The organism is Alcanivorax xiamenensis, from assembly GCF_009846745.1.
Lineage (GTDB): Bacteria > Pseudomonadota > Gammaproteobacteria > Pseudomonadales > Alcanivoracaceae > Alloalcanivorax > Alloalcanivorax xiamenensis.
Window position 1 is genome coordinate 14,615 of the sequence record NZ_AQPF01000047.1, and the last position, 15,683, is coordinate 30,297.

Here is a 15,683-nt window from a genome sequence, read left to right on the forward strand (position 1 = left end):
AAACAGGTGATCTTGAATCACTGTGGGAAGCTTGCTTGCAAGCGAATATTACTAAGCGCCTGAGCGACACCATTCGCTTGCAAGCAAGCTTCCCACAGCGGCTAAAGGTCAGACCATTTCGCGATCTTTTTCTTTTCGCTGTCAACTGTCCACTATCAACTGTCAACTATCTTCAAAGCTTTACTTCTATTCCCGCCACCCAGGTGCGGCCCGGGCCGGGTTCGAAGTAGCCGCGGCTGGCCAGCGGTCGGTCGCTGTTGGCGTTGATGCGGATGTTGGCGTAGTAGTCCCGGTCCAGCAGGTTATGGGCGGCCAGGTAGGTGGTCAGTTGATTGCCGCCGGCGAGCCGCCAGCGGTGGCCGACCCGGCCGTTGACCAGAGCGTAGCCGCCGACACGGGTATGGTTGCCGTTCTCCGCGTAGACCGAGCTGCTCATCAGAGTTTCCAGGCTGGTGAAGGTACCGCCGCGATAGTCCCGCTGCCATTCCAGGTAGAGTTGATGTTCCGGCAGTCCCGGCAGGCGATGGTCCCGCAGGGATTCCCCGCCTTCCTGAAAGCGGCGGAACCGGTAATTGCCATAGGTCCAGGCGGCGCTGATCCGGTTCCAGTCGTCCGGGAACCAGCTCAGTCCCAGTTCCACGCCGTTCCGCCGGGTACGGCCGGCGTTTTCATAGAAGGTGCGGCCGTCCTGCTCGAAGGGCACGATCTCGTCGCGGGTGCGCACGGTGAACAGAGTCAGTTCATATTGCACGGTGCCGGACAGGTCGCCGCGGGCGCCGATTTCGCCATTCACCGCTTTCTGCGGTTCCAGGTCCGGGTTGAAGCCGCCGCCGGATGGATTGGCGAATTCCGTGAAGGTGGGGCTCTCGAACGCCGAGCCAATGTTGGCGAACAATTGATGGCGGGGATGGAGACGCCAGTTCAACCCGGTGCTGTAACTGCGTTCGGTGAAACGCCGATGACCGTCGTCGTTGCCGTCCGTCAGCAAACGGTCGTCGATGGACAGCTGCAGCCGGTCCAGACGTCCGCCGAAGGTCCAGGACCAGTGCTCATTCAGTGGCAGGGTGGCCTGGGCGAACAATCCGGCGGCGGTGGCGTTCTGCTGTTCATCGGCGGTGCGGCCCTGGCGCTCGCCGCTGGCGCTGACCTGATAACGGTCTCGATCGTCTTCCTGCCGGTTCACCTCGGCGCCGATCACGTAGTTGAGTTGGCCCGCCTGGCCGGCGTAGCGCAGGCCGGTGCCGTAGAAATGCCGCTCATAGCCCAGTTCGCTGCTGCCCGGGAAGGGTAACTGCTGTTCGAAATCGCGGTGGGTGTAGTGCAGATAACCCTGCCAGGCGCCTTGCTCCGTGGGCTGATCCCAGACCCAGCCCAGCCGTTGCTGGCGCACCACCTGGCCGGCGTCGAGCAGGTTGGCGAAGCGGGAGGCCTGGTCACGATCCTGATGCGCCTGGGCCCGGGTCAGGCCGCCAGGATCCTCGGCGGTGGGAATGTCCAGCACTTCCAGCACGGTCGTGACGCGCCCGCCATTGGTGAGGGCGTGCCGCCATTTGCCATTGAGCTGATATTTCTCCACCCGGCTTTGTTGCCGCTGGCCATCGAAGGACAGGGCGGAAACACCAAGCGCGTAATCGTTATTTTCGTCGCGCTGATACAGGGCCGCGCCGAGCTTGTGGTAGTCGTCACTACCGCCGGCCACACGCAAGTGCGCCCCGGGAGGCTGGCTGCCGCCGTCGTCGCTGTTCAGCAACAGCACGCCGCCGGCGGCGTTGCCGTACAGGGAAGAGGCCGGGCCGCGCAGCACCTCCACCTGCCGCAGCCGGTCCAGATCGATGGCGTCCACCTGGGATTGGCCGTCCGGCAGGGTGTACGGCAGACCGTCCACGCGCAGGTGCAGACCGCGCACCCCGAAAGGCGCGCGGGCGCCGAAGCCGCGGCTGGAGATGCGCAGGTTCTGGGCGAAATTGTAGCGGTTTTGGAAGAACAGGCCGGGGACCCGGTTGAGAGTCTCGTCCAGTTGCAGGTTCGGACGGCCCTCGCCGTGAGCCTGACTGTCCACCACCGTGACCGCCGCCGGCGTTTCCAGCAACGCCTGGCTCTGACGGGGCGCGGTCACGGTCACCGTCTCCAGGGGAATGGGGTGGGCGCCTTGGGCAAGGCAGGGCAAAAGCAGCATGGGGGACAGCAGAACCGGATATCGCATGAGCACCTCTTATTGGAATTATGGAATTAGCCGGTTTCGGCGCCCCGGGTCAATGCAACTTCCGTGCTGATTCCCCGGTACCCATGGGCGGGGGGGAGAGGGGAAAGCGCGAGGGGAAAGAGAGAAGAGTGACGCGGAACGAAACGGCCCGGTGTTCACTGTGACTTGTTTCGAGACAGCCGGGGTTAGAGCCTGTTCATGATCCTTACGCCACCATGCCGGCGTAAGGATCATGAACAGGCTCTTGGAATCAGACGGGCAGCACGCCGTGGTACACCGCGAGGAAATGACAAACGCTGCCACCGACCACGAACAGATGCCAGATGGCGTGGTTGTAGGGCAGCCGGTCGGCCAGATAGAACACCACGCCACCGGTATAGGTGAGGCCGCCGGCCAGTACCAGCCAGAAGCCAACCTCGTTGAGCCGGCCCACCAGTTCGCCGGAGGCGAACAGCACCAGCCAGCCCATGATCAGGTAGATCGCCACGCGGGCCAGTTTGTAACGGTTGCCGAACACCAGTTTCAGAGCGATACCGGCCAGCGCCAGCGACCAAATCACCGCGAACAGCACCCAACCCACGGTGCCACGCATGTTGACCAGCAGAAACGGTGTATAGGTGCCGGCGATCAGCGCGAAGATGGCGCAGTGATCCAGCATTTTGTAGAACGCCTTGAGGGCCGGGCGGCGGGCACCGTGATAAAGGGTGCTGGCGGTATAGAGCAGAATCAGGCTGGCGCCGAAGATGCTGAAGCCGACGATCTTCCAGGGGTCGCCGAGCAGACTGGCGGCCACCACCAGGACCACCGTGCCGACAATACTGAGAACGGCCCCGATTCCGTGGGTAAGACTGTTGAGCGACTCTTCCAGTCGGGAATAGGAGGCCGTGGCCACGGTTGTCGAGGTCATGTGGATTGGAATCTCACGAGCGGATGAAAAAACGCATCATGCGATGATTGCCGGCGGGCTGTAAAGGCAGCCCATGCTTAAGCGCTATGGCTTAAAGGTCAATGATCGAAGCGGGCTATTGGTCTCATGCCGTCTTGCTGTTCGTTTTGTCACTCCGTTCGTCGTAACCTCGAAGGGTCATCCTAAACAGGCTCCCACCCCAGGTTAAACCCAAGGAGAGGCATCATGAGCAAGAAGAAACAGACCCTGACCACCAGCGCCGGGATTCCGGTGGCGGACAACCAGAACAGCCTGACGGCGGGCCCCCGCGGGCCGCTGCTGGTGCAGGACTGGCAGTTGTTCGAAAAGCATGCCCACTTCAATCGCGAGCGGATTCCCGAACGGGTGGTGCACGCCAAGGGGTCGGCGGCCTTCGGCACTTTCAAGGTGACCGGTGACATTACCCGGTACAGCAAGGCAAAGGTGTTTCAGCCTGGTACCGAAACCGACGTGCTGTTGCGCTTTTCCACCGTGGCCGGTGAACGGGGGGCGGCTGACGCCGAGCGCGATGTGCGCGGTTTCGCTCTCAAGTTCTATACCGAACAGGGTAACTGGGACCTGGTCGGTAACAACACGCCGGTGTTCTTCGTGCGCGACCCCTATAAATTTCCCGACTTTATTCGCACCCAGAAACGTGACCCGCGCAGTAACCTGCGCTCGGCGACGCACATGTGGGACTTCTGGTCGCTAAGCCCGGAATCCCTGCATCAGGTCACCATCCTGATGTCCGACCGAGGCCTGCCGAAAAGCTACCGGCACATGAACGGGTATGGTTCCCATACCTACAGTTTCATCAACGACAACAACGAACGGTTCTGGGTGAAGTTCCACTTCAAGACCAGGCAGGGCATTGAGTGTCTCACCGATGCCGAGGCCGGAGAGGTCGTCGGCGGTGACCGCGAATCCCATCAGCGTGATCTGTACAACGCCATCGAAAACAAGGACTTCCCGACCTGGCGTGTGTGCGTGCAGATCATGCCGGAAGCGGAGGCGGAGACCACGCCCTACAACCCGTTTGATCTGACCAAGGTCTGGCCGCACGGTGATTATCCGCTGATCGAAATCGGTGAACTGACCCTGAACCGCAATCCGGAAAACTACTTCGCCGAGGTGGAGCAGGCCAGCTTCAGCCCCGCCAATGTGGTGCCGGGGATCAGTCACAGCCCCGACAAGATGCTGCAGTTCCGCATCTTCAGCTACGCCGACGCCCACCGTTACCGGCTTGGTGTCAACTACGAGAGCCTGCCGGTGAACCTGCCGCGCTGTCCGGTGCACGGTTACCACCGTGATGGGCGGATGCGTTTCGACGGCAACGGTGGCGGCAGTGTCAACTACGAGCCGAACAGCTTTGGTGGTCCGGTGGAGGATCCGGCGTTCCGGGAACCGCCGCTGAGCATCAGTGGTGATGCGGACCGCTATGATCACCGGGAAGGCAATGACGATTACAGCCAGGCCGGTGATCTGTTCCGGCTGATGACGGCGGAGCAACAGGAACGTCTGTTCGGTAACGTCGCTCGTGCCATGGACGGTGTACCGGAAGAGATCGTGCGTCGGCAGCTTGATCACTTCGAGAAAGCCGACCCGGCCTATGCCGCCGGAGTGGCCAAGGCGCTGGGCCTGAGTCGCTGATTCGCCCGGTGTTCACCAATCGCGGTCCTCGGACCGCGATTGGGTTATGAACGCGCTGCGGGTACCGGCTTGCTGGTGAATGGGCTCTGCTGTCTTGCCGTTGCAGGGAGGCCCGCATGTACGCTGGCACGCCGGGGTTTAGCGTGTCAGCGTGTTGCGTGCGGGCGTGCCAGCGCATCATGAGACGCCAATGCCTCCTGGGCCGTGAGGCTGCCTTACACTCCTTACCAAACTGTGGATTAAATGTGGATTCCCTCGGGCGCGGTTGCACCCGAGGGAAGGCGCTCTCTAAAATGCGAGTCGTTATCATTTGATCGCCCTGCCCGGCAAGGTTGTTGGTGTTTGCGTTCGCCCGAGCGTGGCCGCCGGCGTCGCTGGCGGGTTGACCTTGTGCCGGTGCCGACTCCATGTCCGAAACGCGTTCCTCTTTATTGACCCGTTCCCGCCTGATCTGGGTGGTGCTGATCGCTGCCGTTCTCGGCGGTCTCTGGTATTTCCTGTCCCATTCCACGTCGGCGCCCACCGGCCCGATGCCACGTAACGCCTGGGAAGGGCCGGTGGCGGTGCGGGCGGTGAACGCCGAGGCCGGCGATCTGAGCGTGCGGATCAAAGCGATCGGCACGGTCACCCCCCTGAACACGGTGACGGTGCGCAGCCGGGTGGACGGCGAACTGTCACGGGTGCTGTTCGAGGAAGGCGCCGAGGTGACCAAGGGGACTCTGCTGGCGGAGATCGATCCGGACCCGTACCGCGTGCAACTGGCCCAGGCTCAGGGCCAGTACCGTCAGAACGAGGCGGAGCTGGCCGGCGCGGAACAGGATCTGGCGCTGTACCGCACGCTTTATCAACAGGACTCCATTGCCCGGCAGCAGCTGACCCAGCAGGAAGCGCTGGTCAATCAGCTGCGTGGTTCAAGGCAGGCGTTGCAGGCACAGATCGACGATGCCCGCCTGCAGTTGTCCTGGACCCGCATCGAGGCACCCATCGATGGCCGGCTCGGCCTGCGCAACGTGGATGCCGGGAACCTGGTCAGCAGCGGCGATACCGATGGTTTGGTGACCATCACCCAGATGCGCCCCATCTCGGTGGTCTTCACGGTACCGGAAACGCAACTGGACGCGGTGCGCAGCGCCTTCGCCACTGGTAACGCGATGCCGGTACAGGCGCTGGATCGCAACGGCGCCACTCAAATCGCTGTTGGCACCCTGACCACCCTGGACAACCGTATCGATACCGCCACCGGCACCCTGCGGCTGCGAGCGGAATTCACCAACGAGCACAACGAGCTGTTTCCCAATCAATTCGTCAATGTGCGGTTGCAACTGCGAACGCTGCCGGAGGCGGTGACCATCCCCACCGACGCGGTGCAGTATGGCTCCCAGGGGACCTATGTGTTCGTGCTGGAGGATGACAAAGCCCAGCTGCGGCCGATCACCCTGGGGCCGGTGGACGGTGATCGCATAGCCGTCAGCGAGGGGCTGGCCGATGGCGAACTGGTGGTTCTGGAAGGCATGGAACGGTTGCGCGACGGCCGTGAGGTGATCCTGGTGGAAGGCGACAGCCTGCCGGTGCGGGAACAGAACGGTGGTGGTCCCGACCGTGCCCGGGGCGGCCGCCGATGAGTTTGTCCCGGCCATTCATCCTGCGTCCGGTGGCGACCTCGCTGCTGATGCTGGCGCTGCTGGCCGCCGGGTTGCTGGCCTGGCGGCTGTTGCCAGTGGCGGCGCTGCCGCAGGTGGATTACCCGATCATCCAGGTGTTTACCTTCCAGCCGGGGGCCGGGCCGGATGTGACCGCGCGCACTATCACCGCGCCGCTGGAGCGCAGTCTCGGGCAGATCCCGGGACTTAAGCAGATGTCCTCCACCAGCTCCGGTGGGGCGTCGGTGATCACGCTGCAATTTTCCCTCGAAGTGGATCTGGGGGTGGCCGAACAGGAAGTGCAAGCGGCCCTGAACACCGCCGACAATCTGTTGCCCAATGATCTGCCGACGCCACCGATATATCGCAAGGTAAACCCCGCCGACGCGCCGATTCTGACCCTGGCGATCACCTCGGACACCCTGCCGTTGCCGGATGTGTACGATCTGGTGGATACGCGCATGGCGCAGAAGCTGGCGCAACTGGGCGGGGTCGGCATGGTCAGCCTGGCCGGCGGGCAACGGCCGGCGTTGCGGGTACAGGTCAACCCGATGGCGTTGGCCGCCTACGGCCTCGACCTGGAAGACGTGCGCAGCGCCATCGCCGCCACCAACACCAATCAGCCGAAAGGCAGCTTCGACGGCCCGCAGCGCTCCACCATGCTTGACGCCAACGATCAGATCCGCTCGGTGGAGGATTATCGCCAACTGATTCTCACCTGGATCGGTGGCGCGCCGCTGCGGCTCGGTGACGTGGCCACCATCGTCGATGGCGCCGAGGACCGCTTCCTCGCCGCTTGGGCCGATACCCAGCCGGCGGTGTTGCTGAACATTCAGCGGCAACCCGGCGCCAATGTTATCGACGTCGCGGACAGCGTGCGTGAGCTGTTGCCGCAACTGGTCAATACTCTGCCGGCGACGGTGGATGTGGCGGTGCTGACCGACCGGACCCAGAGTATTCGCGCCTCGGTGCGCGATGTGCAGAAGGAACTGGTGTTCGCCATTACCCTGGTGGTGCTGGTGACCTTCGTGTTTCTGCGCAATATTCCCGCCACCATCATTCCCAGTGTGGCGGTGCCGTTGTCACTGGTCGGCACGTTCTCATTCATGTACCTGGCCGGTTTCTCGATCAATAACCTGTCGCTGATGGCGTTGACCATCGCCACCGGTTTCGTCGTCGATGACGCCATCGTGATGCTGGAGAACATCGCCCGCCATCGTGAGCAAGGCGCCTCGAAGCTGGACGCGGCGCTCAAGGGTGCCGGTGAAATCGGTTTTACCCTGGTGTCGTTGACGCTCTCGCTGGTGGCGGTATTGATCCCGTTGCTGTTCATGGGGGACGTGGTCGGACGCCTGTTTCATGAATTCGCGGTGACCCTGGCGGTGGCCATCATCATTTCGCTGGTGGTGTCGCTGACGCTGACACCGATGATGAGCGCGCGCATGCTGGAGCGGCCGCCGGGCCATGATGACAGCGCGCCGGGCCTGATGAACCGGGTGATTCGCCGTTATGGCGAGGCGCTGGACTGGGTGTTGGAGCGGCAGGCCCTGGCGATGCTGGTGATGCTGGCGACCATTGCTCTCACCGCAGTGTTGTACCTGATGGTGAAAAAGGATTTCTTCCCGGTGCAGGACAGCGGTGTCATCCAGGTGGTGACGGAGAGCCCGCAGACCAGCTCTTTCGAGCATATGGCGCAGCGTCAGCAGGCGCTGGCGGCGGCACTATTGGAAGACCCGGGGGTCGCCAGCCTGTCGTCGTTCATTGGCGTCGATGGCACCAACACCACCATCAACAGCGGCCGTATGTTGATCAATTTGCCGCCCCACGGCGAGCGGCACGGCTCCGCCTTCGAAGTGATGGACAGGCTGCGGGAACGGGCGGCCGGAGTGGACGGTATTACGGCTTGGTTCCAACCGGTGCAGGAGTTGAGTATCGAGGACCGGGTCAGCCGCACCCAGTATCAGTTCACGCTGACCACACCGGAAAGCGCCACGCTCAATGAATGGGTGCCGATACTGGTGGACGCCTTGCAGCGGCAACCGGAACTGGCCGATGTGGCCTCGGATCTGCAGTACGATGGCCGGCAGGCCTATGTGGACATCGATCGGGACGCCGCCTCCCGGCTCGGTCTGAACGTGTCCGACATTGCCACCGCGCTGCAGAACGCGTTTGCCCAGCGTCAGATTGCCACGCTGTTCACCCAGGCCAACCAGTATCGGGTGATCCTGGAGGTGGATCCGGAGCATGCCCGCGGCCTGGCGGCGCTGCAGACCACCTATGTGCCCACCGCCGATGGCACGCCGGTGCCGCTGTCCAGCGTGGCGCGCGTCACCCAGCGGCCGGCGGCGCTGCTGATCAACCACCAGGGGCAGTTCCCGGCGGCCACCATCTCCTTCAACCTGGGGCCGGATGCCTCCCTGGGGGATGCGGTAAAAGTGATCGAACGGGTGCAGCGGGAAGCCGGCCTGCCGGCGGAAATCGAGAGCCGTTTCCAGGGTGCGGCGGAAGCGTTCCGCGCCTCGTTGTCGAACACGTTGTGGCTGATTCTTGCCGCCATCCTGACCATGTACATCGTGCTCGGCATTCTTTACGAGAGCACCATTCATCCGATCACCATTCTGTCCACGCTGCCGTCCGCCACGGTGGGGGCGTTGCTGGCACTGCTGCTGACCGGCCGGGCGCTGGATCTGATCGCGGTGATCGGGGTGGTGCTGCTGATCGGGCTGGTGAAGAAGAACGGCATCATGATGGTGGATTTCGCGCTGGACGCGCAGCGCAACCAGGGCATGCCGCCGCGTCAGGCCATCCATCGTGCCGCCATGCTGAGGTTCCGGCCGATTCTGATGACCACGCTGGCGGCGCTGTTCGGTGCCGTGCCGTTGATGCTGGCCAGCGGTTCCGGCGCGGAGTTGCGCCAGCCGCTGGGCCTGGTGATGGTGGGCGGCTTGCTGGTCAGCCAGGTACTGACGCTGTTCACCACGCCGGTGGTGTATTTGTTCTTCGATCGCCTGACCCGGCGCCCGGCGCCGCTGGCCGATGATGGCGGAGCGCGCCCGTGAACCCGTCCCGGGCCTTTATCCAGCGGCCAATCGCCGCCATGCTGATGGCGGTGGCGGTGGTGCTGTCCGGTTTGCTGGCCTGGCGCCTGCTGCCGGTGGCACCGTTGCCGCAGGTGGATTTTCCGATCATCACGGTGTCGGCGAGCCTGCCCGGTGCCAGCCCCGAGAGTATGGCGGCGACGGTGGCGACACCGCTTGAGCGGGCGCTCGGCAGCATTGCCGGGGTTACCTCGATCACTTCGTCGAGCAATCAGGGCGCCACGCAGATCGTGCTGCAATTCGAGCTTGGCCGTGACCTCAATGAGGCGGCCCGGGACGTGCAGGCGGCGATCAACGCGGCGCGCAGTCAATTGCCTTCTGGCATGCCCGGCAATCCGGAATACCGCAAAGTGAATCCGTCCCAGGCGCCAGTCATGGGGCTGGCGCTGTCGTCGCCCACGTTGGCACCCAGCGAACTGTACGATGCCGCCGCCTCGATTCTGGCGCAGAAACTGTCGCAGATCAGTGGTGTCGGCGAGGTCAGCGTCAGTGGCGCGTCGCTGCCGGCGGTGCGGGTGCAGCTGGACCCCGGCGCCTTGTTGCAATACGGCATCGCTCTGGATGATGTGCGCAACGCGATCAGTGAAGCCAATGCGCTGCAACCGCTGGGGCTGGTGGAAAACCAGCAACACCGCTGGGAGGTACGCACCAGCGATCCGCTGCGCAAGGCGCGTCAATACCGTGATCTGGTGATTCGCCATGAGGAGGGCGCGGTGGTGCGCCTCGGTGACGTGGCGGAAGTTTCCGACTCGGTGGAAAACCGCTACAGCAGCGGTTTTCACAATGACCATCCGGCGGTGATCGTGGAGATCAGCCGTCAGCCCGGCGCCAATATCGTCGAAACCATCGATGCGATTCGCGAACAACTGCCGGGCCTGCGCGCGCTGATGCCCGCCGACGCCGATCTGGCGGTGATCATGGACCGCTCGCCGGGGATTCGCGCCACGCTGCGCGAAGCGCAGACCACCTTGCTGATCGCGGTGGCACTGGTGGTGCTGGTGGTCTGGGTCTTTCTCGGCAGTGCCCGCACCGCGTTGATCCCGACGGTGGCGATCCCGGTATCGCTAATCGGCAGTTTCATCGTCATGTACTTCTATGGTTTCTCGGTGAACAACCTGTCGTTGATGGCGTTAATCATCGCCGCCGGCCTGGTGGTGGACGATGCCATCGTGGTGCTGGAGAACATCGAGAGGCACATCGAGGAGGGCCTGCCGCCGTTCCAGGCCGCGCTCAAGGGGGCCGGTGAAGTCGGTTTCACGTTGCTGGCGATGAATCTGGCGCTGGTGGTGGTGTTCGTGTCAATTCTGTTCATGGGGGGCGTCATCGAGCGCCTGTTCCGCGAGTTCTCCATCACGCTGGCGGCGGCGATGCTGATCTCCCTGCTGGTCTCGCTGACGTTGACCCCCAGCCTGTGCGCGTTGTGGTTACGGCGTAAAGTCGCCGTGGCACCCTCGGCACTGGCCCGCCGCAGCGAGGCGGTATTTGAGTCGTTGCGGAGCGCTTACGCTGGTAGCCTCGACTGGGCGCTGCGGCACCGGTTGTTCACGCTGCTGACCTTGTTGGCGGTGGTGGCGGTGAACGTCTGGCTGTACGTGGCGATTCCGAAAACCACCTTGCCACCCCAGGATACCGGCCAGATTCGCGGTTTCGTGCGCGGTGACGACGGTTTTTCGTTCCAGTTGATGCAGCCGAAAATCGAAGTGTTCCGGCGGTTGATTATGGATGATCCAGCGGTTCGGGACGTCACCGGAACCAGTGGCGGAGACGGTGGCATCACCAATGCCCAGCTCACCATTAATCTGAAACCGTTGGCGGAACGCGGCGTCTCCGCGCAACAGGTAGTGGACCGGCTGCGTGCCAAGGCGCCGCACGTGCCTGGTGGTATGTTGTTTCTGATCGTCGATCAGGACATTCGCCTGTCGTCGCCGTTCAGCCGCAGTGACTACGAGCTGGTGCTGCGCTCTGATTCCCTGGAGTTACTTGATATCTGGTCCCGTAAAGTATCGGAGGCAATGCAGAGACTGCCGGAACTGGTGGATGTGGATTCCGCCGGCGATGAAGAAGCGCAGCAGGTGGTGCTGGATATCGATCGCGAAGCGGCGCGGCTGCACGGTGTCGATATGGCCACCGTCGCTTCGGTGTTGAACAACTCATTCTCTCAGCGGCAGGTGGCGACGCTCTATGATGAACTGAACCAATACCGGGTGGTGATGGAACTGTTGCCCCGCTATACCGAACAGCCCTCGGTACTACAGCAATTGGAAGTGCTGACCGATGAGGGTGCCCGGGTGCCTTTGTCCACGTTTGCTACCTGGACCTATGGCCTGACCAATGACCGTATCCGTCACGATGCCCAGTTCGCTTCGGTGGGGGTGGGCTATGCGCTGGCGCCGGGGGTGACGCCACTGGAAGCGGAAGCGGCGATTCAGGCGGCGCTCAACGACATTATGTTGCCGCCGAGTGTATATGCGGGGCCCGGTTCCGATCGGGTCAATTTCGAAGGTAATCTCAGTCAGCCGTTGCTGATTCTTGCCGTGTTGCTGGCGGTGTACATGGTGTTGGGCATGCTCTATGAGAGCACCCTGCATCCGCTCACCATTCTTTCCACGTTGCCCTCCGCCGGCATCGGCGCATTGCTGGCCTTGCGTATCAGTGACACGCCATTCAGCTTGATCGCGCTGTTGGGATTGTTCCTGCTGATCGGCATCGTGATGAAGAATGCGATCCTGATGATCGACTTCGCCCTGGACGCGCAGCGCCATGACGGACTGAGCCCGCTGGCGGCGATCCGCCGGGCGGCGCTGCTGCGGTTGCGTCCGATTCTGATGACCAATCTGGCCGGTCTGCTGGGCGCGGTGCCGCTGGTGTTGGGGCTCGGCGAAGGTTCCGAGCTGCGTCAGCCGCTTGGCATCACCATCATCGGCGGTTTGGCGGTCAGCCAGTTGTTGACGCTGTACACCACGCCGGTGATTTACCTGTACCTGGAAACATGGCGTCAGCGCACGCTGCGCCGCCGGGCAGGCGGCGATCCCATGGCGTCGGTATGAAGGTCCGTACCGCGATCGGCATAAAGAGAAGAGGCCCGTAATGAAGAGTTTGTCCGCTGCTTGCCTGTTGTGTGCGCTGGCCCTTGCCGGCTGTACCTTGGGACCGGACTATCGCACGCCGGACAGTGCCATTCCGGCCCGATTTCAATACCAGGACGGCTGGCGGACCATGCCCGAACAGCCTTGGGTGGCCCAGGGCACCTGGTGGGAGGCCTTTGACGATCCGGTGCTGACCGACCTGATCGAGCAGGCCGATCAGGCCAGCCAGACTCTGGCCCAGGCGGAAGCCCGTTTTCGTGCTGCCGAGGCGCAATGGCGTCTGGCCCGGGGGGAATACAGCCCGCAATTGGACGCCTCGGTTAGCGGTACTCGCAGCGGCGGCAGCGATACCGATCCCGGCAATCTGTTCAGCGGCCGCCTGGATATCAGCTGGGCGCCGGATCTGTGGGGCCGGGTGCGGCGCCAGGTGGAAGCGGAACGTGCCGGTCTGGCCGCCAGCGCCGCCGATATCGCCGCCGCCCGGCTGACCCTCCAGGTAGCGGTGGTTCAAGGCTATGTACGGATCCGCGCGCTGGATTCTCGAACTGACCATGGCGGCATATGATCGCTCGGCGGAATTGACCCGCAACCAGTACAACGCCGGCATTGTGTCCCGGTCCGATGTGATCCAGGCGGAAACCCAGCGCCAATCCCTGCGCACGCAGCTCTATGATCTGCAACAACAACGCGCCCAGGAAGAAAATGCGCTGGCGGCCTTGCTGGGTGTGGCGCCGGTGTCGTTCAGCATTGCCGCCACCAACGCCCTGCCGCTGTTACCGGCCTTGCCGGCCGCCCTGCCATCGGTATTGATCGCGCGCCGCCCGGATGTGGTGGTGGCGGAACGGGGTGTGGCGCAGGCCAATGCGCTGATCGGCGTGGCCCAGACCGCCTGGTTGCCGGATCTTACTTTGAGCGCCTATGGCGCTTTGCAGGACGACACCTTCTCCGGCCTGTTCGACGCGCCGCAACGGATCTGGTCGGTGGGGCCTTCTCTGGCGCTAACACTGTTCGATGGCGGCCGCCGCCGCGCCACTCGCGACATCGCGGTGGCCCAGTACGATGAGCAGGTGGCCAATTACAGACAGACTATCCTGGACAGCCTGCGCGATGTGGAAGATGCCCTGGCCACGATGCAGGTTCTCCGCGAGAAAGCGGAACAACAGGATGAGCTGCTGGCCTTGGCGGAACAGAACGAAAGCGTCATCGCCAACCGCTACCGCGCCGGCATGGTGTCTTTCCTGGAGGTGGCCACGGCGCAGAACCTGACTCTGGAAGCACGCCGCTCGCGCCTGGATATCACTAGCCAGCAATTACAGGCGGCGGCGGAACTGGCCGCCGCCATTGGTGGCGGCTGGGACCTGGATGACCCGGTGATTCAACATATGGCCCGCCCCGAGCCCGGAGAATAATCGCAGCGCATTCTCTGCTTGACCTTAAGTTAACTTGAACTTCTATAGTCCGCCACGCCGGTTGGGATCCTGGTGATCCGGCCGGTGTGGCTCCCGCGTTTCCGTGCCGTTGGTCGGGGACGTGGGGATGACCCGGGCGAAAAGAAGGAAACGAGGTTATGCAGCGGATCATTGATGCGGTGTTGGATAGTGGCTGGCTCTGGTTGCTGGCCAGGGTGTGTCTGGCGGTGGTGTTCGTGTCCTCCGGCCTGGCGAAGCTGATCGATTTCGAGGGTGGCCTGACGGACATGCGGCAGGCTGGCCTGGAGCCGGCTTGGCTGTTCAATATTGCCACGGCGATGACTCTGCTAGCGGCGTCCTTGCTGATTCTTTTGGACCGGGCGGTGTGGCTGGGCGCCGGCGCTTTGTCCGTCTTTCTGATTCTCACCATCGTTATCGTGCATAGATTCTGGGGCCTCGAAGGGGAGAGCGCCAAGCTGGCCCTGTTTTTCGCCCTTGAGCACGTCTCGGTTATCGGCGGCTTGATCGCCACGGCCATTGCCAGCCACCTGCGGCGTTGGCGTGAATCCGACGGGCCGGACCATAGCAAAGCGCTATGGTTGAAATAGGCCTAGTTGCTTTTATTAATTTCGGACGGTCGCTTACTCTTTTCGCTGTCAACGAGCCGTGGATGAACCAATAAGGAGAGTGTCTATGTTGAGCAATCGGGAAGGCCAGCCTGTTCCGGAAGTCACCTTCCGTACCCGCGCGGGCAATGACTGGCGGGACCTGACCACCGCGGACCTGTTCCAGGGCAAAACGGTGGTGGTATTCGCATTGCCAGGTGCTTTCACTCCGACCTGCTCATCCACTCACCTGCCGCGCTACAACGAGTTGGCGCCGGTGTTCAAAAGCAATGGCGTGGACGACATTCTGTGCCTGTCCGTCAATGATGCCTTTGTCATGGATGCCTGGGCGGGTGATCAGGCGGCGGAGAACATTCGCTTCATTCCCGATGGCAACGCCGAGTTCACCGAGAAGATGGGCATGCTGGTGGGCAAGCAGGAGCTCGGTTTCGGATCGCGCAGCTGGCGTTACTCGATGCTGGTGAAGGATGGTGTCATCGACAAGATGTTTATCGAACCGGATAAGCCGGGCGACCCGTTCGAAGTGTCCGACGCTGACACCATGCTCAGCTACATCAATGGCGAAGCCGCTTTGCCGAAGCGGGTCACGGTCTTCACCAAGCCCGGCTGCCCGCACTGTGGCCGCGCCAAAAGTGCTCTGCGCGAGGCAGGTTTCAGCTTCGAGGAGATCGAACTGGGCAGCCGCGGTCTCAGCTACAGCACTCTGGCGGCGGTCACCGGCGCTGGCACTACCCCGCAGGTCTACATTGAAGGCGAACGCATTGGTGGTGCCGACGAATTGGAAAAGTGGTTGGCGTCCGCTGTTTCCTGACTCTTACCCGCGCTCACCGGGTAGCGGCGCACAGGGACGCGCGCCCACTGTTTTCCCCCAAGTAACTTCCCCTTCCTTGGCCGGCTCCTCGCCGGCCTTTTTTTGGGTTCATCGCGGTTTGGAGGGCCATGGCGCTTCAATCATGGGCACGGGTCTGTAACGGAAGGGACTACCAAGCCGCTCTATTCGCCAGCAAGTGGGTCCCCCACGGATCATGCCACGAAGCCGCCGTGGG

General features: G+C 62.9%; 10 protein-coding genes. 8 read left to right on the forward strand and 2 right to left on the reverse strand.

Going from position 1 to position 15,683, the window contains the following annotated elements:
- Positions 1-172: 172 nt before the first annotated feature.
- Positions 173-2,203 (reverse strand): TonB-dependent receptor family protein, encoded by a 2,031-nt coding sequence (locus tag A6D6_RS18380; protein WP_159661511.1) that lies wholly within the window; start codon positions 2,201-2,203, stop codon positions 173-175.
- 250 nt (positions 2,204-2,453) lie between these two features.
- Positions 2,454-3,110, reverse strand: coding sequence for a PAQR family membrane homeostasis protein TrhA (gene trhA / locus A6D6_RS18385; protein ID WP_133489808.1), 657 nt, complete (start codon positions 3,108-3,110; stop codon positions 2,454-2,456).
- 225 nt (positions 3,111-3,335) lie between these two features.
- On the opposite strand from trhA, the gene A6D6_RS18390 reads away from it, so the two are divergent.
- From A6D6_RS18390 to A6D6_RS18420, 8 genes are all read left to right on the forward strand, one after another.
- Positions 3,336-4,778, forward strand: a complete 1,443-nt coding sequence (locus tag A6D6_RS18390) for a catalase (protein ID WP_133489809.1) — start codon at positions 3,336-3,338, stop codon at positions 4,776-4,778.
- A 407-nt stretch (positions 4,779-5,185) separates the two neighbouring features.
- Complete coding sequence (locus A6D6_RS18395; RefSeq protein ID WP_159661512.1) at positions 5,186-6,400, forward strand: efflux RND transporter periplasmic adaptor subunit; 1,215 nt, start codon at positions 5,186-5,188, stop codon at positions 6,398-6,400.
- Positions 6,397-9,477, forward strand: a complete 3,081-nt coding sequence (locus tag A6D6_RS18400) for a multidrug efflux RND transporter permease subunit (protein WP_133489811.1) — start codon at positions 6,397-6,399, stop codon at positions 9,475-9,477. The genes A6D6_RS18395 and A6D6_RS18400 overlap by 4 nt, the downstream gene beginning before the upstream one ends.
- Positions 9,474-12,563 (forward strand): efflux RND transporter permease subunit, encoded by a 3,090-nt coding sequence (locus A6D6_RS18405; protein ID WP_159661513.1) that lies wholly within the window; start codon positions 9,474-9,476, stop codon positions 12,561-12,563. The genes A6D6_RS18400 and A6D6_RS18405 overlap by 4 nt, the downstream gene beginning before the upstream one ends.
- Before the next feature lie 40 nt (positions 12,564-12,603).
- Positions 12,604-13,167: a TolC family protein gene (locus A6D6_RS22070; RefSeq protein ID WP_255461665.1), complete on the forward strand. Its 564-nt coding sequence runs from the start codon at positions 12,604-12,606 to the stop codon at positions 13,165-13,167.
- Entirely contained in the window at positions 13,118-14,011 is an 894-nt protein-coding gene (locus tag A6D6_RS18410) for an efflux transporter outer membrane subunit (RefSeq protein ID WP_255461666.1), read from the forward strand. Before A6D6_RS22070 ends, A6D6_RS18410 begins: the two co-directional genes overlap by 50 nt.
- Before the next feature lie 158 nt (positions 14,012-14,169).
- Positions 14,170-14,619, forward strand: coding sequence for a DoxX family protein (locus A6D6_RS18415; RefSeq protein ID WP_133489814.1), 450 nt, complete (start codon positions 14,170-14,172; stop codon positions 14,617-14,619).
- An 85-nt stretch (positions 14,620-14,704) separates the two neighbouring features.
- Positions 14,705-15,448, forward strand: coding sequence for a glutathione peroxidase (locus A6D6_RS18420; protein ID WP_159661514.1), 744 nt, complete (start codon positions 14,705-14,707; stop codon positions 15,446-15,448).
- Positions 15,449-15,683: the final 235 nt, after the last annotated feature.

Coding starts and splice junctions, on each gene's coding strand:
- A6D6_RS18380 (WP_159661511.1), bottom strand. CDS start 2,203: ATGCGATATCCGGTTCTGCTGTCCCCCATGCTGCTTTTGCCCTGCCTT.
- trhA (WP_133489808.1), bottom strand. CDS start 3,110: ATGACCTCGACAACCGTGGCCACGGCCTCCTATTCCCGACTGGAAGAG.
- A6D6_RS18390 (WP_133489809.1), top strand. CDS start 3,336: ATGAGCAAGAAGAAACAGACCCTGACCACCAGCGCCGGGATTCCGGTG.
- A6D6_RS18395 (WP_159661512.1), top strand. CDS start 5,186: ATGTCCGAAACGCGTTCCTCTTTATTGACCCGTTCCCGCCTGATCTGG.
- A6D6_RS18400 (WP_133489811.1), top strand. CDS start 6,397: ATGAGTTTGTCCCGGCCATTCATCCTGCGTCCGGTGGCGACCTCGCTG.
- A6D6_RS22070 (WP_255461665.1), top strand. CDS start 12,604: ATGAAGAGTTTGTCCGCTGCTTGCCTGTTGTGTGCGCTGGCCCTTGCC.
- A6D6_RS18410 (WP_255461666.1), top strand. CDS start 13,118: ATGTACGGATCCGCGCGCTGGATTCTCGAACTGACCATGGCGGCATAT.
- A6D6_RS18415 (WP_133489814.1), top strand. CDS start 14,170: ATGCAGCGGATCATTGATGCGGTGTTGGATAGTGGCTGGCTCTGGTTG.
- A6D6_RS18420 (WP_159661514.1), top strand. CDS start 14,705: ATGTTGAGCAATCGGGAAGGCCAGCCTGTTCCGGAAGTCACCTTCCGT.